At 60.9% G+C, this 21,239-nt stretch carries 21 protein-coding genes and 1 pseudogene; 12 read left to right on the top strand and 10 right to left on the bottom strand.

Annotated features, from left to right (window positions below; genetic code table 11):
* Positions 1-4 precede the first annotated feature (4 nt).
* The 4 genes and pseudogenes from argB to coaBC all read right to left on the bottom strand — a co-directional run bounded on the left by argB (position 5) and on the right by coaBC (position 4,261).
* The gene (gene argB, locus BOP96_RS08955; RefSeq protein WP_003213275.1) at positions 5-910 is read right to left on the bottom strand and encodes an acetylglutamate kinase; all 906 of its coding nucleotides are present in this window, start codon (positions 908-910) and stop codon (positions 5-7) included.
* Positions 911-930: 20 nt separating this feature from the next.
* Positions 931-2,337 (bottom strand): annotated as a pseudogene (locus BOP96_RS08950) (phosphomannomutase/phosphoglucomutase); the annotation flags it as partial.
* Positions 2,338-2,591: 254 nt separating this feature from the next.
* Positions 2,592-3,047 carry a dUTP diphosphatase gene (gene dut / locus BOP96_RS08945; protein WP_014720481.1) on the bottom strand — a complete coding sequence of 152 codons (456 nt, stop codon included), beginning with the start codon at positions 3,045-3,047 and terminating at the stop codon, positions 2,592-2,594.
* Between the two features lie 5 nt (positions 3,048-3,052).
* Positions 3,053-4,261, bottom strand: a complete 1,209-nt coding sequence (gene coaBC / locus BOP96_RS08940) for a bifunctional phosphopantothenoylcysteine decarboxylase/phosphopantothenate--cysteine ligase CoaBC (protein WP_003195481.1) — start codon at positions 4,259-4,261, stop codon at positions 3,053-3,055.
* A 142-nt stretch (positions 4,262-4,403) separates the two neighbouring features.
* Here coaBC and radC point away from each other — a divergent pair, with 142 nt between their 5' ends.
* Positions 4,404-5,078 (top strand): RadC family protein, encoded by a 675-nt coding sequence (gene radC / locus BOP96_RS08935; RefSeq protein ID WP_014720480.1) that lies wholly within the window; start codon positions 4,404-4,406, stop codon positions 5,076-5,078.
* Between the two features lie 54 nt (positions 5,079-5,132).
* Here the strand turns inward: radC and BOP96_RS08930 are convergent, their stop codons facing one another.
* Positions 5,133-6,725, bottom strand: coding sequence for an ABC transporter substrate-binding protein (locus BOP96_RS08930; protein ID WP_014720479.1), 1,593 nt, complete (start codon positions 6,723-6,725; stop codon positions 5,133-5,135).
* Between the two features lie 457 nt (positions 6,726-7,182).
* Here BOP96_RS08930 and rpmB point away from each other — a divergent pair, with 457 nt between their 5' ends.
* A complete protein-coding gene (gene rpmB, locus BOP96_RS08925; protein ID WP_003176907.1) occupies positions 7,183-7,416 on the top strand; it encodes a 50S ribosomal protein L28 in 234 nt (77 codons plus the stop codon).
* Between the two features lie 11 nt (positions 7,417-7,427).
* Positions 7,428-7,583 (top strand): 50S ribosomal protein L33, encoded by a 156-nt coding sequence (gene rpmG, locus BOP96_RS08920; RefSeq protein WP_003176906.1) that lies wholly within the window; start codon positions 7,428-7,430, stop codon positions 7,581-7,583.
* 149 nt (positions 7,584-7,732) lie between these two features.
* On the opposite strand, the gene BOP96_RS08915 is transcribed toward rpmG, so the two are convergent.
* A complete protein-coding gene (locus BOP96_RS08915) occupies positions 7,733-8,095 on the bottom strand; it encodes a cupin domain-containing protein (RefSeq protein ID WP_014720478.1) in 363 nt (120 codons plus the stop codon).
* A gap of 230 nt (positions 8,096-8,325) precedes the next feature.
* Here BOP96_RS08915 and BOP96_RS08910 point away from each other — a divergent pair, with 230 nt between their 5' ends.
* A complete protein-coding gene (locus BOP96_RS08910; protein WP_003195472.1) occupies positions 8,326-9,819 on the top strand; it encodes an aldehyde dehydrogenase in 1,494 nt (497 codons plus the stop codon).
* A 177-nt stretch (positions 9,820-9,996) separates the two neighbouring features.
* Positions 9,997-11,139 (top strand): MFS transporter, encoded by a 1,143-nt coding sequence (locus BOP96_RS08905; protein WP_014720477.1) that lies wholly within the window; start codon positions 9,997-9,999, stop codon positions 11,137-11,139.
* 125 nt (positions 11,140-11,264) lie between these two features.
* Here the strand turns inward: BOP96_RS08905 and BOP96_RS08900 are convergent, their stop codons facing one another.
* Together BOP96_RS08900 and BOP96_RS08895 are read right to left on the bottom strand one after the other, a co-directional pair.
* Positions 11,265-12,833, bottom strand: coding sequence for a phospholipase D family protein (locus BOP96_RS08900; protein ID WP_073452488.1), 1,569 nt, complete (start codon positions 12,831-12,833; stop codon positions 11,265-11,267).
* A gap of 61 nt (positions 12,834-12,894) precedes the next feature.
* Positions 12,895-14,319 (bottom strand): aminotransferase-like domain-containing protein, encoded by a 1,425-nt coding sequence (locus BOP96_RS08895; RefSeq protein WP_003195467.1) that lies wholly within the window; start codon positions 14,317-14,319, stop codon positions 12,895-12,897.
* A 166-nt stretch (positions 14,320-14,485) separates the two neighbouring features.
* Between BOP96_RS08895 and BOP96_RS08890 the strand changes: the two genes are divergently transcribed.
* Positions 14,486-14,710 carry a DUF1127 domain-containing protein gene (locus BOP96_RS08890; RefSeq protein WP_032901894.1) on the top strand — a complete coding sequence of 75 codons (225 nt, stop codon included), beginning with the start codon at positions 14,486-14,488 and terminating at the stop codon, positions 14,708-14,710.
* On the opposite strand, the gene BOP96_RS08885 is transcribed toward BOP96_RS08890, so the two are convergent.
* Entirely contained in the window at positions 14,711-16,003 is a 1,293-nt protein-coding gene (locus BOP96_RS08885; RefSeq protein WP_019819808.1) for an NAD(P)/FAD-dependent oxidoreductase, read from the bottom strand.
* A 115-nt stretch (positions 16,004-16,118) separates the two neighbouring features.
* Here BOP96_RS08885 and BOP96_RS08880 point away from each other — a divergent pair, with 115 nt between their 5' ends.
* Positions 16,119-16,472, top strand: coding sequence for a YkgJ family cysteine cluster protein (locus BOP96_RS08880; protein WP_003195461.1), 354 nt, complete (start codon positions 16,119-16,121; stop codon positions 16,470-16,472).
* Positions 16,473-16,543: 71 nt separating this feature from the next.
* Here BOP96_RS08880 and BOP96_RS08875 read toward each other — a convergent pair whose 3' ends face one another.
* Entirely contained in the window at positions 16,544-17,032 is a 489-nt protein-coding gene (locus tag BOP96_RS08875; protein WP_003176896.1) for an Lrp/AsnC ligand binding domain-containing protein, read from the bottom strand.
* 156 nt (positions 17,033-17,188) lie between these two features.
* On the opposite strand from BOP96_RS08875, the gene dadA reads away from it, so the two are divergent.
* The 5 genes from dadA (at position 17,189) to BOP96_RS08850 (ending at position 21,227) form a co-directional block, all read left to right on the top strand.
* Positions 17,189-18,490, top strand: a complete 1,302-nt coding sequence (dadA, locus tag BOP96_RS08870; RefSeq protein WP_014720473.1) for a D-amino acid dehydrogenase — start codon at positions 17,189-17,191, stop codon at positions 18,488-18,490.
* Positions 18,462-18,815 (top strand): RidA family protein, encoded by a 354-nt coding sequence (locus BOP96_RS08865; RefSeq protein ID WP_019819809.1) that lies wholly within the window; start codon positions 18,462-18,464, stop codon positions 18,813-18,815. The genes dadA and BOP96_RS08865 overlap by 29 nt, the downstream gene beginning before the upstream one ends.
* Positions 18,816-18,895: 80 nt before the next feature.
* Entirely contained in the window at positions 18,896-19,969 is a 1,074-nt protein-coding gene (gene alr / locus BOP96_RS08860; protein ID WP_014720471.1) for an alanine racemase, read from the top strand.
* Positions 19,970-20,085: 116 nt separating this feature from the next.
* Entirely contained in the window at positions 20,086-20,634 is a 549-nt protein-coding gene (locus BOP96_RS08855; protein ID WP_014720470.1) for a cupin domain-containing protein, read from the top strand.
* Between the two features lie 182 nt (positions 20,635-20,816).
* A complete protein-coding gene (locus BOP96_RS08850) occupies positions 20,817-21,227 on the top strand; it encodes a c-type cytochrome (protein ID WP_019819811.1) in 411 nt (136 codons plus the stop codon).
* Positions 21,228-21,239 lie beyond the last annotated feature (12 nt).

Raw genomic sequence — 21,239 nt, 5'->3', positions numbered from 1 at the left:
GTGGTTAAGGACGCTTGCGGTTACTGATCAGCGTGCCCACACCAGTATCGGTGAAGATTTCCAGCAGGATTGCATTTGGCACGCGGCCATCCAGGATCAGCGAGCTGCCGACGCCGCCCTGCACCGCTTCCAGTGCGCAACGGATCTTCGGCAACATGCCGCCGTAGATGGTGCCGTCGGCGATCAGGTCGTCTACCTGCTGGGTAGTCAAGCCGGTCAGTACCTTGCCTTCCTTGTCCATCAAGCCGGCGATGTTGGTCAGCAGCATCAGCTTTTCAGCCTTCAGTGCTTCCGCCACCTTACCGGCTACCAGATCGGCGTTGATGTTATAGGACTCGCCATTAGCACCCACGCCGATCGGCGCAATTACCGGGATGAAGTCGCCCTTGACCAGCAGGTTGAGCAAATCGGTGTTGATGCCGATGACTTCGCCCACCTGGCCGATGTCGATGATTTCCGGCTGGGTCATCTCCGGCGTCTTGCGGGTCACGGTCAGTTTCTTGGCGCGGATCAGTTCCGCATCCTTGCCGGTCAGGCCGATGGCGCTGCCGCCGTGGCGGTTGATCAGGTTGACGATGTCTTTGTTGACCTGGCCGCCGAGGACCATTTCCACCACGTCCATGGTTTGCGCGTCAGTGACGCGCATGCCATCGATGAAGTGACTCTCGATGGACAACCGCTTGAGCAGGTCGCCGATTTGCGGGCCGCCGCCGTGGACGACCACGGGGTTGATCCCTACGGCCTTCATCAGCACGATGTCGCGCGCAAAGCCGGTTTTCAGCTCATCGCTTTCCATGGCATTGCCGCCGTACTTGATCACCAGCGTCTTGCCGACGTAGCGTCGAATATAAGGCAACGCTTCGGACAGGACCTTGGCGGTGTTGGCAGCGGCTTCGCGTTCGAGGGTCATTCAGGGCTCCGGGCAAAAAATCAGAACGGTAATTGGAGATCAGGGGCAACACGTTTCAACTGGGCGTGGAACACGTCCTTGATGCGCTGCAACTCAGCCTCGGTATCCGCCTCGAAACGCAGGACCAGCACCGGTGTGGTGTTGGACGCGCGAACCAGGCCCCAGCCTTTGGCGTAATCGACTCGCACACCATCAATGGTGGTCAGGTTGGCGCCTTCACCCCATTGCGCATCGTGCAATGCGTCAATGATGCTGAATTTGCTCTCCTCGGTCACATGGATATTGATTTCTGGCGTAGAAATATCATTCGGGAAGGTCTGAAACAGCTCTTCGGCCGTGGATTTCTCCTTGCTGAGGATCTCCAGCAGGCGAGCGGCGCTGTAAATACCATCATCAAACCCGAACCAGCGCTCCTTGAAGAACACGTGGCCGCTCATTTCACCGGCCAACAGCGCGCCGGTTTCCTTCATTTTCTTTTTGATCAACGAGTGACCGGTCTTCCACATTAGCGGGCGACCGCCGTACTCCTTGATCAATGGCGTCAGGCGACGCGTGCATTTCACGTCGAAGATGATCTCGGCGTTGGCATTGCGCGCAACCACGTCGCGGGCAAACAGCATCAACAGGCGGTCCGGGAACACGATCTCGCCGGTTTCGGTCACCACGCCCACACGGTCCCCGTCGCCATCGAAGGCCAGGCCGACGTCGGCGCCCACTTCCTTGACCTTGGCGATCAGGTCCACCAGGTTTTCCGGCTTGCCTGGGTCTGGGTGATGGTTGGGGAAGTTGCCGTCCACTTCGCAGAACAGTGGGATCACTTCGCAGTTCAGGGCTTCGAGCAATTGCGGGGCAATCACACCCGCTGCGCCGTTGCCGCAGTCCACCACGACTTTCAAGCGGCGGGCGAGCTTGACGTCGCGAGTGATTTCATCGGAGTAGCGCTGGAGGATATCGACCTTGGTGATGCTGCCGGTGCCGCTGGTCAAGTCGTTGGTCTTCAGGCGGGTGTGCAGGGCCTGGATCTGTTCATTGGCGAGGGTGTCGCCAGCGATGACGATCTTGAAGCCGTTGTAGTCCGACGGGTTGTGGCTGCCGGTAAGCATGACCCCGGATTTGCCCGCCAGTACGTTGGCGGCGTAGTACAGCGCGGGGGTTGGCACCAGACCGACGTCGCTGACGTGGCAGCCGCTGTCAGCCAGGCCCTGGATCAGTTGCTCGACCAGCTCCGGGCCAGACAAGCGGCCGTCACGGCCTACCGAAACGTTGGGTTCGCCTTGGGCCAGACTCTGGGAGCCGATGGCGCGGCCGATCCAGTAGGCGGTTTCGGCGGTCAGGGTCTTGGGGACCACACCACGGATGTCATAGGCGCGAAAAATGCTGTCGGGAAAGGTCGGGGCTACGCGGGCTGCGGTACTCATCGCGGGGGAAACTCCATCTGAAAGGGGGCAAGGCGGGCCTGATGTGGCTGGCCGGCAGGCTCAAACTGAAGGGTATGACGGCGTTTTCGGCAGAGAGTTCGTGGTGTAAAAATGCCATCGGCGCTTCGGCGCTAGCATTATTTTCACGTAGTCCTTTGATTTCATTAGAGAAATCTCGATGATTATTTCCGCGCATTCTTCATCCTGAAAAGCCGGGCGGTGGCGCGTGGCCGGACGATTGCATCCGGCCACGTTCAGCTTAGTCAGTGACTGCCGGAGTGCCCAAAACCGCCTGCGCCGCGTTGGGTTTCGTCGAATTCCTGCACCAATTCAAAATGCGCCTGCACCACCGGCACCAATACCAGTTGGGCGATGCGCTCGCCGACGGCGATGTTGAAAGCAGTCTGGCCACGGTTCCAGCACGACACCATCAACTCGCCCTGGTAGTCGGAGTCGATCAGGCCGACCAGGTTGCCTAGCACGATGCCATGTTTATGGCCCAGGCCGGAGCGCGGCAGGATCAGCGCCGCCAAGCCAGGATCGCCGACATAGATCGACAGGCCAGTGGGAATCAGGATGGTTTGGCCCGGCTCAAGGACGGTGTCCTCTTTGAGCATGGCGCGCAGGTCCAGGCCGGCGGAACCCGGCGTGGCGTACGCCGGCAGAGGGAATTCGTTGCCGAGGCGTGGGTCGAGAATCTTGGCTTGCAAAGCGTGCATGGACATTAAACCTGGTTCAGCCGTTGGGCGATAAAAGAGATCAGTTGGCGGGCAATCTTGCCCTTGCTGGTCTGGGCGAAAAGGGTGGCGTGCAGTTCGCGGTCGATCACGCTGCACGCATTTTCCTCGCTGTTGAAGCCGATGCTCGGGTTGGCGACATCATTGGCAACGATCAGGTCGAGGTTTTTGTCTTTCAGTTTGCGTGCGGCGTAGTCCAGCAGGTGCTCGGTCTCGGCAGCGAAGCCGACGCTGAACGGACGGTCTGGACGGGTTGCGATGGTGGCCAGGATGTCCGGGTTACGCACCATTTGCAGGAGCAGGCCGTCGCCGCTCGTAGGGTCTTTCTTGAGCTTCTGCGGGGCCACGACCTCCGGGCGGTAATCCGCAACCGCTGCCGAGGCGATAAACAGGTCGCAGGGAATGGCGGCTTCGCAGGCCGCCAACATGTCCCGGGCGCTGACTACGTCGATCCGCGTGACGCGATCAGGGGTGGGCAGATGCACGGGACCTGTGATCAGTGTGACCCGTGCGCCTGCCTCGACCGCGGCTTCTGCCAACGCGAAGCCCATTTTTCCTGAGCTATGGTTGGTGATGTAGCGGACCGGGTCGATGTTTTCCTGGGTTGGGCCAGCGGTGATCAGCACGTGCTTGCCGGTCAGGGCCAGGTGCTGGAAGCACTCGGCGGCGCATTGTGCGAGGTCCGTGGCTTCGAGCATGCGGCCCAGGCCGACGTCGCCGCAGGCCTGGCTGCCGGATGCCGGGCCGAACACCTTGAGGCCGCGGGTTTGCAGGAGTTGGGTATTGGCCTGGGTGGCCGGATCGCGCCACATGGCCTGGTTCATGGCCGGAGCGATAGCGACGGTGGCGTCGGTGGCCAATACCAGGGTGGTGAGCAGGTCATCGGCAATGCCCTGGGCCAGGCGGGCGATCAGGTCGGCAGTGGCCGGGGCTATCAGCACCAGGTCGGCCCATTTGGCCAGTTCGATATGGCCCATGGCGGCTTCTGCGGCCGGGTCCAGCAGGTCGAGGTGAACCGGGTGGCCGGACAGGGCTTGCATGGTCAGCGGGGTGATGAACTCACTGCCACCACGGGTCATGACCACGCGCACTTCGGCGCCCTGGTCCAGGAGCCTGCGAACCAACTCTGCGCTCTTGTAGGCGGCAATGCCGCCGCCGACGCCGAGAACGATGCGTTTCCGATACAGACGCTGCATTGGTTTGCCTTTCCAGTTCAGTGATGCCAGTTCAGTGGCGCCTGCGATGACCCCTCCCCAGGTGAAATCGCCGGCAAAAAAGAGGGCCCTACGATAACACAGCGCCCGCCGGGCAACAGCGGAGCAGATACAGGGAGGTGGGATGAGTATTCGTGATTGGCCCGTGGCGGAGCGTCCGCGGGAGAAATTATTGGAAGGCGGCGCAGCGAGCCTGTCCGATGCCGAGCTGTTGGCGATTTTCCTGCGTACGGGGGTTGCCGGCCGAAGTGCGGTGGATCTGGCGCGCCATCTGTTGGCGCAATTCGGTGGCCTGCGCCCGTTACTGGAGGCCAGCCAGACGTTGTTCAGCCAGCATTTGGGGCTGGGCCCGGCGAAGTTCGCCCAACTGCAGGCGGTGCTGGAAATGTCCCGGCGCCACTTGGCTGAGCGCTTGCGGGCTGACTCGGTGCTGGAGAGCCCGTTGGCCGTGCGCGAATACCTCAAGGCGCTGCTGCGCCATGAGCCCCATGAGATATTCGGTTGCCTGTTTCTGGACTCCAAGCATCGGGTGCTGGGGTTCGAGGTCATTTCCCAGGGCACCATCGACGCTGCGATTGTCTATCCGCGACAAGTGGTCAAGCGCGCCTTGGCGTACAACGCGGCGGCGTTGATCCTGTGCCACAACCACCCGTCGGGGAGCGCGGAGCCCAGCGCGGCTGATCGAAAATTGACCAAGCTGCTGCAAAAGGCGCTGGACGTGGTGGATGTGCGGGTGCTGGACCATATCATCGTGGGCGATGGCGACCCGCTGTCGATGGCTGAATACGGTTGGCTGTAACGGCCCTGCCTGTGTAGGAGCGAGCAAGTTCGCTCCTACAGGTGGGAGTGTGCCTTAGGGCTTGAGGCTGACTTTCGAATAGTCCTGGCGCCCGAACGGGCTTACCTGGTACCCCTGGATGTTCTTGCGGGTCAAGGCAAACGCCGTCGGATGCGCCAGTGGCAGCCACAGCGCCTGTTGCTGGATCTGCGCCTGGGCCTGCTGATACAGCTTGCTGCGCACACCTTGCTCGCTGGTGGTTTTGCCCGCACTGATCAACTTATCCAGGGTAGGGTCGCAATAGCGGGCAAAGTTGGTGCCGGACTTCACCGCGGCGCAGGAGAACTGCGGCGTCAGGAAGTTATCCGGGTCGCCGTTGTCGCCGGCCCAGCCCATGAACAGCAAGTCGTGCTCGCCGGCCTTGGCGCGGCGGATCAACTCGCCCCATTCGATCACGCGAATCTCGGCCTGGATGCCAACCTTGGCCAGGTCGGCCTGCAACAGTTGGGCGCCGAGGTTCGGGTTGGGGTTCAGCAGGCTGCCCGTAGGGCGGGTCCATATTGTGGTCTTGAAGCCGTCCTTGAGCCCGGCGCGGCCCAGCAGCGCCTTGGCTTTGGCGAGGTCCTGCGGGTAGCCTGGCAACTCCTTGGCATAGCTCCAGGTGTTCGGCGGGTAGACACCGTTGGCTGCTTCGGCGGTGCCTTCGAACACGGCCTTGAGGTAGCTGCCCTTATCAAAGGCCAGGTTGATCGCCTGGCGCACTTCGGGCTTGTCCAGCGGTGGGTGCTGGCTGTTGATGGCGACGAACGCGGTCATGAAGGCGGCGGTTTTTTCCACCTTCAGCGCCGAGTCTTTTTCGGCCTCGCCCACATCCAGGGGCTTGGGTGACAGGGCGATCTGGCATTCATCGCGGTGCAGCTTCTGCAGGCGTACGTTGGCGTCCGGGGTGATGGCGAAAATCAGGTTATCCACCGCCGGTTTGCCGGCGAAGTAGTCCGGGTTGGCCTTGTAACGCACCACGGCATCTTTCTGGAAACGCACGAACACAAACGGGCCGGTGCCGATTGGCTGGCTGTTGAGCTTCTCGGGTGTGCCGGCCTTGAGCAATTTATCGGCATATTCAGCCGGATAGATCGAGGCAAAGCCCATGCTCAGTGCTGGTAAGAAGGTGGAATCGGCATGGTCGAGGGTGAAGCGCACGGTCAGTGGGTCAAGGGCGTCGATTTTCTTGACCAGTGTGGGCAATTGCAGGGATTGGGCGTGAGGAAAGCCGCTCTGGGCGATCTTGTGCCACGGGTTGGCCGGGTCGAGCATGCGCTCGAAGCTGAAGCGCACGTCTTCGGCGGTCAAGGTGCGGCTTGGGCTGAAATAACTGGTGCGATGGAATTTCACATCGGGGTGCAGTTTGAAGGTGTACGTCAGCCCATCGGGCGACACTTCCCAGCTGTCTGCAAGGCTCGGTACCAACTTGCCACTGGCCGCGTCGAATTCCACTAAACGGTTCATCAGCACGTCGGCCGAGGCGTTGGTGGTGGTCAGTGAGTTGTACTGCACCACATCGAAGCCTTCGGGGCTGGCCTCGGTGCATACGCTCAAGTTGGTGGCCGCAACGGCCATCGGCGCAATAAAGAGAGGGGCAAGCAATAGCGGTAGGGCAGCGAGGCGCATATTCGGTTTCCTGTGCAGATCGAAGGCCCATCTGCGAGTGCAGTCTGGAAAAAGCCTACCGTAGAGGTCTGATTGATAAATGACTAGCCCATTTTTGCCTGTGCTTTTGGCCAAAATGCTGTTTTGATGGCGCCTCAGCGTGTTTCGCCGTGCACTTCCCTGTGACCGCAGGCGTTGTAAATCATTCTGTGCGACGAGCGGTCGGCTGTTACAGCGGCCCCTCCTGGCAGCGGTTCAGGCACTTGTGGCCAAGATTTACGCTGCTAAAAGTACACAGGTTGTTGTTGCACTGGGGTCTTTCTGGTATAAAGCAGCGCTCTTTTCTAGGGGCCCGGTTCCTTCACTGTAGGTGTAGCCGGTAAGACCCTAAAGAAACGCGGCGCCTGGCGCCAAATGACTGAGAGATTAAGCGGCCAACCCATGCCGGGTTGGGCATGTGGTTTTAGAGGGCTGAGGCATGTCGAGAGTCTGTCAAGTTACCGGTAAGGGTCCGGTGACTGGGAATAACATTTCCCACGCAAATAACAAAACCCGTCGTCGTTTCCTGCCGAACCTGCAGCATCACCGCTTCTGGGTTGAAGAAGAGAAACGTTTCGTGCGTCTGCGCGTATCTGCTAAAGGCATGCGTATTATCGACAAGCGTGGCATCACTGTCGTGCTGGCCGAAATCCGCGCCGCTGGCAAGATCTAAGGAGCTCTATCATGCGTGAATTGATTCGAATGATCTCTAGCGCCGGTACTGGTCACTTCTACACTACCGACAAGAACAAGCGTACTACCCCGGACAAGCTCGAAAAGAAAATGTTCGACCCGCGCGTTCGCAAGCACGTGATCTACAAAGAAGGCAAAATCAAGTAATTGATTTTCCTCCTTGTGAAAAAAAGCCCGTATCTCACGATGCGGGCTTTTTTTTGCCTGATCGTTCCCACGCTCTGCTGATCGTTCCCACGCTCTGCGTGGGAATGCCGTCTCGGACGCTTAGCGTCCCGTTGTCGATCAATCAATGATCAGGCTTTCTCTTCAAACACCACGTAGATCTTGCGGCACGCTTCCAGCACTTCCCAGGTACCGCTGAAACCGGCAGGGATCACAAAGCGATCGCCGGCCCGCAGGGTCTTGGCATTCCCCTCGGCATCACGCAACACCGACACGCCTTGCACGATCTCGCAGTACTCATGCTCGGTGTAGTTGACCTTCCACTGGCCCACTTCACCTTCCCAGACGCCGGCGTTCATCTGGCCGCATGGGCTGTTGTAGTGGTTGTAGAGTGTCTGCTCGGGATCGCCCTTGAGGATTTTCTCGGCGGCAGGGCGGTAGCGTTCGGGGGCGGTGTTGGCTTGGCTGAAATCGACGATGTCCTGGATGCTCATGTGCATTTCCCGTCTGGCCTGCGGTTGGAGAGTCCAAAGTCTATGTTTATTAAAATGAACATCGCAAGGGCGTTTGCCGCCGTTATGTCAAATATATTGAAACATCCCCAGCCGCTGGTTTAGGGTGGCAGCTGCCTTGAGCCGAACAGCAGGCTGGTCGGGCAAGCATTCGTGATGGCGCCGGGATAAACCTCCCAGGCCCTTGTATTCAATAAGAGGAGGACACTCGTATGACCACCCTGACCCGTGCCGACTGGGAACAACGCGCCAAGGCTCTGAAGATCGAAGGCCGCGCCTATATCAATGGCGAATACACCGCCGCCGTTTCCGGTGACACCTTCGAATGCATCAGCCCGGTGGATGGGCGCTTGCTGGCCACTGTCGCCAGCTGTGATGCCAGCGATGCCCAGCGCGCCGTGGAAAATGCGCGTGCCACTTTCAATTCCGGCGTGTGGTCGCGCCTGGCACCGGCCAAGCGCAAGTCCGTCATGATCCGTTTCGCCGCGCTGCTCAAGGCCAACGCCGAAGAGCTGGCGCTGCTTGAAACCCTGGATATGGGCAAGCCCATCAGCGATTCCCTGAACATCGACGTCCCCGGCGCGGCGCAAGCCCTGAGCTGGAGCGGCGAGGCGATCGACAAGATCTACGACGAAGTCGCCGCCACGCCCCACGATCAACTGGGCCTGGTGACCCGCGAGCCCGTCGGTGTTGTTGGCGCCATCGTGCCGTGGAACTTCCCGTTGATGATGGCGTGCTGGAAACTCGGCCCGGCGCTGTCCACCGGCAACTCTGTCATCCTGAAGCCGTCCGAAAAATCCCCGCTCACCGCCATCCGCATCGCCGCGTTGGCCGTTGAGGCTGGTATTCCAAAAGGCGTGTTCAACGTGCTGCCTGGCTATGGCCACACCGTGGGTAACGCCCTGGCGGTGCACATGGACGTCGATACCCTGGTGTTCACGGGCTCCACCAAGATCGCCAAGCAACTGTTGATCCGCTCCGGCGAGTCGAACATGAAGCGTGTATGGCTGGAAGCCGGTGGCAAGAGCCCGAACATCGTGTTTGCCGACGCGCCGAACCTGCAAGCGGCGGCCGAATCCGCCGCCAGCGCCATTGCCTTCAACCAGGGCGAAGTCTGCACTGCCGGCTCGCGCCTGCTGGTCGAGCGTTCGATCAAAGACACCTTCCTGCCGCTGGTGATCGAGGCCCTCAAGGGCTGGAAACCCGGCAATCCACTGGACCCAGCCACCACTGTGGGTGCGTTGGTGGATACCCAGCAGATGAACACCGTGCTTTCGTACATTGAAGCCGGCCACGCCGACGGCGCCAAGCTGGTCGCGGGTGGCAAGCGCACCCTGGAAGAGTCCGGCGGCACCTACGTCGAGCCGACGATTTTCGACGGCGTGACCAATGCCATGAAGATCGCCCAGGAAGAGATCTTTGGCCCGGTCCTGTCGGTGATCACTTTCGACAGCGCCGAAGAAGCCATCGCCATCGCCAACGACACCCAATACGGCCTGGCTGCGGCGGTGTGGACGGCGGATATCTCCAAGGCACACCTGACGGCCAAGGCTCTGCGCGCCGGCAGCGTGTGGGTTAACCAGTACGACGGCGGCGACATGACCGCACCGTTCGGTGGTTTCAAGCAGTCGGGTAATGGCCGCGACAAGTCGCTGCATGCATTCGACAAGTACACCGAGCTGAAGGCGACCTGGATCAAGCTCTAAGCAACACTGCTGATCCCCTGTAGGAGCGAGCCTGTGTGGGAACTGGCTTGCCTGCGATAGCATCACTGAGGTGTGGCTGACACACCGAGGCGTCTGTATCGCAGGCAAGCCAGCTCCCACATAAGCTCGCTCCTACAGTTCGTTTTGCGAAGCAGAATTATCCACAGGAGCGTGGCAATGCGTTGGGCGACATATTTCGCCGTGCTGGCCTCGGTACTCAGCGTTGGCCTGGCCCTGGGTGTCAGCATGCCGTTGGTATCCCTGCGTCTTGAAGGTTGGGGTTATGGCAGTTTCGCCATTGGCGTGATGGCGGCGATGCCGGCATTCGGCGTCCTGCTGGGCGCCAAGGTCTCCAGCCGCATGGCGTCCTGGCTCGGCACTGCCAACCTGATGCGCCTGTGCCTGTGGGCCGGTGCGGTGTCCATCGGCTTGCTGGCGATCCTGCCCAGCTACCCGGTGTGGCTGGTGCTCAGGCTGATGATCGGGGTGATCCTGACCATCGTATTCATCCTTGGCGAAAGCTGGATCAACCAACTGGTGGTCGAGCAGTGGCGTGGCCGGCTGGTGGCGCTCTACGGCTGCAGCTATGCCTTGAGCCAGCTGTCGGGGCCGTTGCTGCTGGGCCTGATAGGCACCGATCATGACTATGGCTTCTGGGTCGGCGCAGGCCTTTTAGTGGTGGCGCCGTTACTGTTGCTAGGACGTACCGGGGCGCCGACAGCGGATTCGTTCAGCATGACGTTTGGCGACCTGTGGCGCTTTTGCCTTGGCCTGCCGGCGATTGCCTGGGCTGTGGCGTTGTTCGCTGCCTTCGAAGCGATGATTCTGACGTTGTTGCCGGTGTACTGCCTGCAACAGGGTTTTACCGCTGAGATCGCCTTGGCGATGGTCAGCACGGTGGTGGTGGGCGATGCGTTGCTGCAATTGCCCATTGGCGCGCTGGCCGACTACCTGCCGCGACGCACTCTGTTTCTGGCCTGTGCACTGCTGTTGCTGGCGTCGAGCCTGGCGGTGCCGTTATTGATGCACACCTTGCTGATCTGGCCGGTGTGGGTGCTGTTCGGCGCCAGTGCCGGCGGGTTGTTCACCTTGTCGCTGATTTTGATTGGCGAGCGCTACCGCGACGATGCGTTGGTGCGTGCCAACGCTCACGTGGCGCAGCTGTGGGGCATTGGCTGCCTGATCGGGCCGCTGGTGGCAGGAGCGGGCAGCCAGTGGATCAGCGGGCATGCGCTACCGCTGCTGATGGCCGCCGGGGCGCTGGGGTTGGTGGTGCTGTTGCTGCGCCAGGGGGCTTTCGGCGCTACGCAGCCGGCCTGACCTTTAAACGCGGCCAATGTGGGAGCTGGCTTGCCTGCGATGACGGTTTGTCAGCCAGCTGATTTGTTGTCTGGCACACCGCTATCGCGGGCAAGCCCGGCTCCCACAGGTGATCCGCAGAGGTTTTAGAGCATGCGTTCCAGGCCAACACTGGTGGCGAACCAAGCGTTGAACCGCCGCCACCAATTGCCCGGTTCGCGCGTCAGAGTGTGCATCTGGCTGTTGTCTTCTGTCACCCACACCACTTGGCCGTCCTGCAGTTTGGCCTCATAGCTCAACGCTGGCGCCATACCTTCCAGCGCCAGGTTGCGCACGTGTTCGGCCAGTTCGGGGCTGTCCACCAGTACGCCGACTTCGGTGTTCCACAGCACTGAGCGCGGGTCGAAATTGAATGAGCCGATAAACGACTTTTCTCGATCGAAAATCATCGCCTTGCTGTGCAGGCTGGAGTCCGAGCCGCGCCAGCTGCCATGCCGAAACAGGTGCGGGCCGCTGCTTGCGCTGGGGTCGCCCGGCTGCCGGCGCAGCTCATAGAGCTTTACTCCGTGCTCCAGCAGCGCCTTGCGATACGGCGCATAACCGCCGTGCACGGCCGGTACGTCGGTGGCTTCGAGGGCGTTGGTCAGCAGGCGCACCGAAACACCCGCATCGGCACGCCCTGTGAGGTAGACCAGCCCAGGTTGGCCCGGTACGAAGTAAGCCGAAATCATGATCAGCTCATGGCTGACACCCGCCAGCTCTGGCGCCAGCTGAGTGGTCAGCAACAGTCGGGGGTCGGGGTCGGCCTTGGCCAGTACCTTGCTCGGCGCGTCCCACAGCGCCTGGTTCCAGGCCCAGATCAACTCGCGGCGCCAGATGTCCATGCGGGGCTGGGTCTGGTAAGTGCGCAGGCGGTTATACAGCGCGTGGTTCTGCTGACGGGACTGAGCCAGGGAGGCTTCAAGGCGCCCGCGGGCGACGGCGAGGTCGACCTTGGAGGGTTTGTTCGAGACGAAGTCATCGATAGGCTTGCTCAAGGCGCTGTTCCAGTACTGGTCGAAGCTGTGACCCAATTGCTCGGCTACCGGCCCGACGCTGAGCATGTCGATGTCGGTGAAATTCAGGTTGGGTTCGGCGTCGAAATACTCGTCGCCCAGGTTGCGCCCGCCAACGATGGCCACGCTGTTATCGGCCAGCCACAGCTTGTTATGCATGCGCCGGTGTTGCAGCGACAGGTTGAATACACGGCCCATGGCGCGTGTAACGCCGGTGCTGCGCCCCAGGTGCAGCGGGTTGAACAGGCGTATCTGCACCTTGGGATGGGCGGCGAGGGTGGCGATGATCTGGTCGAGGCCATCGCTGGTGGTGTCGTCCAGCAGAATGCGTACGCGCACCCCGCGGTCGGCGGCCTTGAGCAGTTCGTCCACAAGCATGCGTGTGCTGATGCCGTCGTGCACGATGTAGTACTGCAAGTCGAGGCTGGTCTGGGCGTTGCGGATCAACTCGGCGCGGGCCATGAAGGCTTCACTGCTGTTGGGCAGCAAACGAAAGCCCGAGCGCCCTTGGTAGGGGGCGGCCTGGGCCTGGATCGAGCGACCGAACGAGGAGTCCTTCGCCGGCAGGGCATCGCTGGGGATGCGCGGGGTGTCGACCGTGGCGCAGCCGCCCAGGGCCAGGGCGGCCAGCAGGCAAAACGGTAAAAGCCGTCGAATCATCAAGGAAACTGCTTCCAGGTCAGGGCGGTTGTGGCATATGACGGCAATTGCTCGGGAAAGGTCAGTCCGCCGTCTCTTCCAGCATCTTGCCAGCGGCAGCACCTACCTTGCGCACGGCCTCTTCAATCTGCGCTGTTGGCTTGGCAGCGTAGTTCATGCGCAAGCAGTTACGGTACTTGCCGGAAGCGGAGAAGATACTGCCTACCGCCACCTGTACGCCTTGTTCCACCAGCACGCGGTTGAGCTTCAAGGTGTCGAAGCCCTCCGGCAGCTCGATCCATAACATAAAGCTGCCCTGGGGCCGGCTGGCACGCGTACCAGCGGGAAAATAACGGCTGACCCAATCCAGCATCAAGTCGCGATTACGTTGGTATTGGGTACGCATCCTGCGTAAATGCGGCTCGAAATGACCGCCTTTGAGGAATTCTGCAATGGCAATCTGCGGCTGTGTAGCCGTAGAACCGGTGCTGATGTATTTCATGTGCAGCACCCGTTCCAGATAGCGTCCCGGTGCGACCCAGCCAATGCGCAGACCGGGCGCCAGGGTTTTGGAGAACGAGCTGCACAGCAGCACACGCCCGTCTTCATCGAAGGATTTGATGGTGCGCGGGCGTGGGTAGCTGTAGGCCAGCTCGCCATACACATCGTCTTCGATAATCGCCACGTCAAAGCGCTGGGCCAGGGTCAGCAAGGCGCGTTTGCGCGCTTCCGGCATGATGTAGCCCAAGGGGTTGTTGCAGTTTGGGGTGAGCTGGATGACTTTGATCGGCCACTGTTCCAGCGCCAGTTCCAAGGCCTCCAGGCTGATGCCGGTGAGCGGGTCGGTGGGGATTTCCAGGGCTTTCATGCCCAGGCCCTTGAGGGTCTGCATGGCGCCGTGGAAGCTGGGCGAATCCACCGCGACGATATCGCCAGGCTCACAAATGGCGTGAATGCTGGCGGAGAGGGCTTCGTGGCAACCGGTGGTGATCACGATGTCTTCGGCGCTCAGTTGGCAACCGGAGTCCAATGACAACCGGGCGATTTGCTCACGCAGTTCCATACAGCCGAGGATATTGTCGTAATACAGCCCCGGCAGGTCTTGGCGCCGGCTGACACGGGCGAGGCTACGCAGCAGCGGCTTCAAGGTGGGCGACAATACATCCGGCATGCCCCGACCCATCTGTATGACGTCTTTGCGCGGCACCGCACGAATCAGTTCCAGCACCAGGTCCCACTGGGAGATTTCCACTGGCCGTTGGGCCGGGCGGCCAATCTCGGGCAGTGCCGGCAGTTCACGGCCCACCGGAACAAAATAGCCCGACTTGGGCTTGGGCATCGCAAGGCCGTTGTCTTCGAGCAACCGATACGCCTGCTGCACGGTGCTCAGGCTCACCCCATGTTCCACACTCAAGGCCCGCACCGAGGGCAGTCGATCGCCCGGACGATAGAAGCCCTGCTCAATGCGGGTGCCGAGCAATTCGGCGAGGTTGACGTAAAGAGTCATGGTGGTCGCTCCCGAGGGACCAGTACAGATAAAGGGAAAATACAGGATTCAGCTACGCATAGGGAGTATCTGTATGGATCTAATAAAAGTTGGCTGAATCTGTAATGGTTCTGGCCGCCCGCGCATGCTGGTCACTCAAGGCAACAGGCCAATGAGGGGCAGTCAAATGAGCGGCATGAGCGATGTACGGCTGGCGTTACGCAGTCAGGAACTGGAAGCGGGGCAGGAGCAGGCGCTCACTGCCCCGGCGCCTGGCCGCTGGCATCTGTTCTGGCGCCGTCGCCATACGCGCAAGGCCCTGCTGGACCTGAGCCGCGAGCAGTTACGCGACATCGGGCTGACCGCCGAGCAGGCGCGCCGTGAGGGTTTGAAACCCTTCTGGCGCGATTGATCAGAGCAGTTCTTTGAGGCGGTGCCAGAGCATCCCCAGTGCCAGCAACGGCGAACGCAGGTGTTTGCCGCCGGGGAAGGTGATGTGTGGCACCTGAGCGAATAGATCGAAGCGCCCCTGTTGCTGGCCGCTGATGGCCTCGGCCAGCAGCTTGCCCGCCAGGTGCGTGGCGTTGAGGCCATGGCCGGCATAAGCCTGGGCGTAATACACGTTGGGTTGCTCGGCCAGGCGGCCAATCTGCGGCAGGCGGTTGGCGCCGATGCCGATCATGCCGCCCCATTGGTAGTCGATTTTCACGTCTGCCAATTGGGGGAATACCTGCAGCATCTTCGGCCGCATGTAGGCGCCGATGTCCTTGGGGTCTCGACCGGAGTAGTGGCAGGCGCCGCCGAACAACAGGCGACGGTCGGCGGACAGGCGGAAGTAATCCACCGTCACGCGCTGGTCACACACGGCCATGTTCTGCGGTAACAGGCTGGTGGCTTGCGCCTCGCTCAAGGGCTCGGTGGCAATGATGTAGCTGCCGGCGGGCAACACCTTGCCGCTCAGTTGCGGGTTGAGCCCGTTCAGGTAGGCGTTGCAGGCCAGTACCAGGGTCTTGGCGCGCACAGTGCCTTGGGCGGTGTGCACCTTGACCTCAGGGCCATAGTCGATACGGGTCACTTGGGATTGCTCGTACAGCGCCACGCCCAACTGCTGGGCAACGGCAGCCTCACCCAGTGCCAGGTTCAGCGGGTGCAGATGGCCGGAACCCATATCGATCATGCCGCCTACATAGCGCTCAGAGCCGATTACGGTGCCCATCTCGCTGGCTTGCAACAGGCGCACTTCGTGGCGGTAACCCAGGCTGCGCAGCTCTTCGGCATCCTCGGCCAGGCCCTGCAGGTCGCGGGGTTTATTGGCCAGGTCGCAGTAGCCCCAAGTCAGGTCACAGGGGATCTGGAAGCGCTCCACACGCTCGCGCACGATCTCCACGGCTTCCAGGCCCATCAGCTTCATTTGGCGCACGCCGTCGCTGCCGATCACCTGGGTGAACTGATCCAGCCCGTGGCCGACACCGCGAATCAACTGGCCGCCATTGCGCCCGCTGGCGCCCCAACCGATTTTGCGCGCCTCCAGCAACACCACGCGAAAGCCGCGCTCGGCCAATTCCAAGGCGGTGTTGAGCCCGGAGAACCCCCCGCCGATCACACAGACATCGGCGTTTACCTCACCGGTCAGCGTCGGGTAATCCGGTTGCGGCACGCTGCTGGCGGCGTAGTAGGAAGCGGTGTGCCGGGCGCTGGCGGTCATGGGGAACCTCCCTGTCTGGAAAATTTGACGCAGGATACAGTGGTCGCACGACGCTGTCTGCGCGGGGCGTTTTGCGTCAGAATCCACGTCTATTCGCCGTTCGGTATGGGTTTCGATGAGTTGCAACAGTCAGAAAATCAGCGCGCTGCGTCGCCAGATCCCTTCGTTCGAGTGCGTCCCCGGTTGCCACGACTGCTGTGGGCCGGTGACCACCTCGCCCGAGGAAATGTCGCGCCTGCCGCGCAAGACCGCTGCCGAGCAAGAGGCGGCGATGGACGAGCTGAACTGCGTGCACCTGGGGCCCAAGGGTTGCACGGTGTATGACGAGCGGCCGCTGATCTGTCGCCTGTTCGGCACCACCAAGACCTTGCCGTGCCCTAATGGCCGCCGGCCAGTGGAGCTGATTCATCCGCGGGTGGAGAAGCAGATTCATGAGTACATGGCGAGTACCCGGCAGGTGTTGGTCTAGCGGATGTACTCGGTTAAAACCAAGGGAGTAGGCAAGCCAGCTCCCACATTTGGCCGTGTTGTGTCAGTGGGTCAGTCAGGGATCGGCAGGTTCAGGCTTTCTTTCACCTCTTCCATCACGATATAGCTCTTGGATTCGCGCACATGGGGGAGTTTGAGCAGGATATCGCCCAGCAATTTGCGGTACGAAGCCATCTCCGAGATTCGCGCTTTCACCAGGTAGTCGAAATCACCCGACACTAGATGGCACTCCAGCACGTGAGGCAGTTTCAGCACGGCTCGGCGAAATTCTTCAAAGGTGTCACCCGACTTGTAATCCAGGCTGATCTCGACAAATACCAGCAAACTTCCCTTCAAATGCTGGGGATTGAGCCGTGCGTTGTAGCCCATGATGATCCCTTCGCGCTCCAGGCGCCGCACGCGCTCGGTGCAGGGCGTGGTGGACAGCCCGACCTTTTCCCCCAGCTCCGTGAACGAGATGCGCCCGTCGGTTTGCAGGATGCGCAGGATATTGCGGTCGATCTTGTCCAGCTCCCGTTTGGTCTGGGTGTTGGTACGCATAGGGGATACGCCTCTGTCAAAAGGGTTTTTGCCAAGAATTGTCGCCAAATATAGGCATTTATATAGTGAAATGCACTGTCGATTGTTTTTTACACTGCGCTCATCATTGCTCGAATAACACACGTCAGCGGCCAAGCCCGCGATGAGGATATAAAAATGCGCGTTCTGGTCTTGGGTAGCGGCGTCATTGGGGTGACCAGTGCCTATTATTTGGCGCGGGCCGGCTTTGATGTCGTGGTGGTTGATCGTCAGCCTGCCGCTGCCATGGAAACCAGTTTCGCCAACGCCGGCCAGGTCTCCCCTGGGTATGCTTCGCCCTGGGCCGCGCCGGGTGTGCCACTCAAGGCGATCAAGTGGCTGTTGCAACGCCACGCGCCGTTGGCAATCAAGGCCACTGCTGATATCGACCAATACCTGTGGATGGCGCAGATGCTGCGCAACTGCACGGCCAGCCGCTACGCGGTGAACAAGGAACGCATGGTGCGCCTGTCCGAGTACAGCCGCGACTGCCTCGACGAATTGCGCGCCGAGACCGGCATTGCCTACGAAGGGCGCAGCCTCGGGACTACCCAACTGTTCCGCACCCAGGCCCAGCTCGATGGCGCCGCCAAGGACATCGCCGTGCTGAAAGAGTCCGGCGTGCCATTCGAATTGCTCGACCGCGCCGGCATTGCCCGGGTTGAACCGGCTCTGGGCAGCGTCACCGATATCCTCGCGGGTGCCTTGCGCCTGCCCAACGACCAGACGGGCGATTGCCAGATATTCACCACGCGCCTGGTCGACATGTGCAAACAATTGGGCGTGGAATTCCGCTTCGAACAAGACATCCAGCGCCTGGACTACGCAGGCGACCGCATCAATGGTGTGCTGATCGACGGCAAGCTGGAAACCGCCGACCGCTATGTACTGGCCCTCGGCAGTTACTCGCCCAAGTTACTCAAGCCATTGGGCATCAAGGCGCCCGTGTACCCGCTCAAGGGCTACTCGCTGACCGTGCCGATCACTAACCCGGCAATGGCGCCGACCTCGACCATTCTCGATGAAACCTACAAAGTCGCGATCACCCGTTTCGACAACCGTATTCGCGTCGGTGGCATGGCTGAAATAGCCGGTTTTGACCTGTCGCTGAACCCGCGGCGACGTGAAACCCTGGAGATGATCGTCAACGACCTTTATCCTCAGGGCGGCGATCTGGCCCAAGCCAGTTTCTGGACCGGCCTGCGCCCGACCACCCCAGACGGCACGCCGATTGTGGGTGCCACGCCGTTCAAGAACCTGTTCCTGAATACAGGCCACGGTACCCTCGGTTGGACCATGGCCTGTGGTTCGGGTCGCTTGCTGGCCGACCTGATGGCGAAGAAAACGCCGCAGATCAGCGCCGCAGGCCTCGATATTTCCCGTTATGGCAACCACCAGGAGTCCGCACAACATGTCAATCCAGCGCCAGCTCACCAATGAGCGCATGAGCCAGATCGTTGTCCACAGCGGTACCGTGTACCTGGCAGGGCAGGTAGGCGACGACATGAGCGCCGGGATTGAACAGCAAACCCGTGAAACCCTGGTCAATATCGAGCGCTTGCTGGACTTGGCCGGTACTGACAAGTCCAGGTTGCTGTCGGTGACGATCTACCTGAAAGACATCGACGCCGACTTCGCCGGCATGAACGCGGTGTGGGACAAGTGGCTGCCCAAAGGCGTCGCCCCGGCCCGCGCCACTGTGCAAGCCAAGCTGTGCGAACCCGAGATTCTGGTAGAGCTGTCAGTCGTGGCTGCGCTGTCTTAACAATGATCCCTCTCCCGGTGCCGGCGTTGTTGGTCTGCACCGGTTTTTTTATTGACTTTGCTGCCTAGAAGCCTGCCGACATGCGTCCAGCCCGTGCCCTGATCGATCTCCAAGCCCTGCGCCATAACTACCAATTGGCCCGAGAAGTCACCGGGGCCAAGGCCCTCGCCGTGATCAAGGCCGATGCCTACGGCCATGGCGCGGTGCCCGTGGCCCAGGCACTGGAGGCGCAAGCCGACGGGTTCGCGGTGGCGTGCATCGAGGAAGCGCTGGAACTGCGCGCCGCCGGCATTCGTGCGCCGGTGTTGCTGCTGGAAGGTTTTTTCGAAGCCGACGAGTTGCCGCTGATCATCGAGCAGGATTTGTGGTGCGTGGTGCATTCGTTGTGGCAGTTGGAAGCCATCGAGCAAGCTCGTTTGAGCAAGCCGCTGACAGTGTGGCTGAAGCTGGACTCGGGCATGCACCGTGTGGGCCTGCACCCCAAGGATTACCAGGAAGCGTATCAGCGCCTGCTGGCGAGTGGCAAAGTGGCGAAAATCGTGCTGATGAGTCATTTTGCCCGCGCCGATGAGCTCGATTGCGTCAGCAGCAACGAACAAGTAACGGTGTTTGAGGCGGCGCGTCAGGGGCTGGCGGCTGAGGTCAGCCTGCGCAACTCACCGTCTGTATTGGGCTGGCCGAGCGTGTCCAGCGACTGGGTGCGCCCCGGTATCATGCTTTACGGCGCAACGCCCTTTGGCGAAGACCAGGCCATTGCGGCGCGCTTGCAGCCGGTGATGACCCTGGAGTCCAAAGTGATCTGCGTACGCGAATTGCCGGCCGGTGAGCCGGTGGGCTATGGCGCCAGGTTCGTCACGTCCAAGCCGATGCGCATCGGCGTGGTTGCCATGGGCTATGCCGACGGTTACCCGCGCCATGCGCCTACCGGCACACCGGTGCTGGTCGCTGGCCAGCGCAGCCGGCTGCTGGGGCGCGTGTCCATGGACATGCTGTGTGTCGACCTCACCGACTTGCCCCAGGCGGGCCTTGGTTCCACCGTAGAGCTGTGGGGCAAGCACATCCTCGCCAGCGATGTGGCCGTGGCCGCCGAGACCATCCCTTATCAGATTTTCTGCAATCTGCGCCGAGTGCCAAGGCTCTATAGCGGCGCTTAGCCGCCGGCAACGAACCGAGCACGCCGGGATTTAGGCCCAAGTGTTGTAAATACTGAACGCTGTCGCCATGATAACGCTCAATTACAACAAAGCCTGAATCCTAGGAGGCTCCTGCATTGGACGTCGGCGAACGACTGCAATCCATCCGTAAACTCAAAGGTCTTTCCCAGCGTGAGCTCGCCAAGCGTGCGGGCGTCACCAACAGCACCATTTCGATGATCGAGAAAAACAGCGTCAGCCCCTCGATCAGCTCCCTGCGCAAGGTGCTGGGCGGTATCCCCATGTCCATGGTCGAGTTCTTTTCCGAAGAAGTCCTCCAGGAAATACCGACGCAGATCGTCTATAAAGCCAATGAGCTGATCGACATCTCTGACGGTGCCGTCACCATGAAACTGGTGGGCCGGGCGCGCCCAAGCCGGGCCATCGCATTTCTCAATGAAATCTACCCTCCGGGTGCCGACACGGGCGAAGAAATGCTCACTCATGAAGGCGAAGAAACCGGAATTCTGGTGGAAGGGCGCCTGGAATTGGTGGTCGGCCTTGAAACTTTTGTGCTCGAAGCGGGCGATAGCTACTACTTTGAAAGCACCAGGCCTCATCGTTTTCGCAATCCGTTCGACGTGCCGGCGCGACTAATCAGCGCAGCCACACCCGCGAACTTTTAAGAATAGAGGCGCCCTGCCAGCGTTGCAGAGGTTCCCGCAGCTGTACACCGTGAGGCCGAATCTCCCTTTATTTAATAGGGTTGTTTCGGCCAGGCGGGCTAACCGTTATACTTTCGCCGCCTGCGAAACCGTGGCCGCAGGCGTGAATAGCCACCATTGAGGGTGAACGCGTGAACCTAATTATGAAAATGCTGGCTGCACCAGCAACCGTACTGGCCCTATGGGCTGTCAGCGCTCAAGCTGCGACCAATGATGACATTGCCAAGCGCCTGGAGCCTGTGGGCCAGGTTTGCGTCCAGGGCCAGGAATGCAAGGGCATGGAAGTTGCCGTGGCAGCCGGCGGCGGCGGCGCGAAAACCCCCGATGATATCATCGCCAAGCACTGTAACGCGTGCCACGGCAGCGGCCTTTTGGGTGCGCCAAAGATTGGCGACACCGCCGCATGGAAAGAGCGCGCCGACCATCAAGGTGGCCTCGATGGCATCCTGGCAAAGGCCATCACCGGTATCAACGCCATGCCGCCCAAAGGCACCTGCGCTGATTGCTCGGACGACGACCTCAAGGGTGCGATCAAGAAGATGTCCGGGCTGTAATCGGTCGATCTT

This window comes from Pseudomonas sp. FSL W5-0203 (assembly GCF_001896155.1).
In the GTDB taxonomy this organism is placed as follows: Bacteria; Pseudomonadota; Gammaproteobacteria; order Pseudomonadales; family Pseudomonadaceae; genus Aquipseudomonas; species Aquipseudomonas paracarnis.
This window is presented reverse-complemented; position numbering and strand designations above follow the sequence as displayed.

Excerpts from the sequence above, each read along its gene's own strand:
- dut (WP_014720481.1), bottom strand. The coding sequence starts at position 3,047 with ATGCACGCTTTGCAAGCCAAGATTCTCGACCCACGCCTCGGCAACGAA.
- BOP96_RS08880 (WP_003195461.1), top strand. The coding sequence starts at position 16,119 with ATGAGTTGCAACAGTCAGAAAATCAGCGCGCTGCGTCGCCAGATCCCT.
- alr (WP_014720471.1), top strand. The coding sequence starts at position 18,896 with ATGCGTCCAGCCCGTGCCCTGATCGATCTCCAAGCCCTGCGCCATAAC.
- BOP96_RS08850 (WP_019819811.1), top strand. The coding sequence starts at position 20,817 with ATGAAAATGCTGGCTGCACCAGCAACCGTACTGGCCCTATGGGCTGTC.
- BOP96_RS08885 (WP_019819808.1), bottom strand. The coding sequence starts at position 16,003 with ATGACCGCCAGCGCCCGGCACACCGCTTCCTACTACGCCGCCAGCAGC.
- BOP96_RS08865 (WP_019819809.1), top strand. The coding sequence starts at position 18,462 with ATGTCAATCCAGCGCCAGCTCACCAATGAGCGCATGAGCCAGATCGTT.
- dadA (WP_014720473.1), top strand. The coding sequence starts at position 17,189 with ATGCGCGTTCTGGTCTTGGGTAGCGGCGTCATTGGGGTGACCAGTGCC.
- BOP96_RS08895 (WP_003195467.1), bottom strand. The coding sequence starts at position 14,319 with ATGACTCTTTACGTCAACCTCGCCGAATTGCTCGGCACCCGCATTGAG.
- BOP96_RS08930 (WP_014720479.1), bottom strand. The coding sequence starts at position 6,725 with ATGCGCCTCGCTGCCCTACCGCTATTGCTTGCCCCTCTCTTTATTGCG.
- argB (WP_003213275.1), bottom strand. The coding sequence starts at position 910 with ATGACCCTCGAACGCGAAGCCGCTGCCAACACCGCCAAGGTCCTGTCC.
- rpmG (WP_003176906.1), top strand. The coding sequence starts at position 7,428 with ATGCGTGAATTGATTCGAATGATCTCTAGCGCCGGTACTGGTCACTTC.
- BOP96_RS08910 (WP_003195472.1), top strand. The coding sequence starts at position 8,326 with ATGACCACCCTGACCCGTGCCGACTGGGAACAACGCGCCAAGGCTCTG.
- BOP96_RS08900 (WP_073452488.1), bottom strand. The coding sequence starts at position 12,833 with ATGATTCGACGGCTTTTACCGTTTTGCCTGCTGGCCGCCCTGGCCCTG.
- radC (WP_014720480.1), top strand. The coding sequence starts at position 4,404 with ATGAGTATTCGTGATTGGCCCGTGGCGGAGCGTCCGCGGGAGAAATTA.
- BOP96_RS08890 (WP_032901894.1), top strand. The coding sequence starts at position 14,486 with ATGAGCGGCATGAGCGATGTACGGCTGGCGTTACGCAGTCAGGAACTG.
- BOP96_RS08905 (WP_014720477.1), top strand. The coding sequence starts at position 9,997 with ATGCGTTGGGCGACATATTTCGCCGTGCTGGCCTCGGTACTCAGCGTT.
- coaBC (WP_003195481.1), bottom strand. The coding sequence starts at position 4,261 with ATGCAGCGTCTGTATCGGAAACGCATCGTTCTCGGCGTCGGCGGCGGC.
- BOP96_RS08875 (WP_003176896.1), bottom strand. The coding sequence starts at position 17,032 with ATGCGTACCAACACCCAGACCAAACGGGAGCTGGACAAGATCGACCGC.
- BOP96_RS08915 (WP_014720478.1), bottom strand. The coding sequence starts at position 8,095 with ATGAGCATCCAGGACATCGTCGATTTCAGCCAAGCCAACACCGCCCCC.
- rpmB (WP_003176907.1), top strand. The coding sequence starts at position 7,183 with ATGTCGAGAGTCTGTCAAGTTACCGGTAAGGGTCCGGTGACTGGGAAT.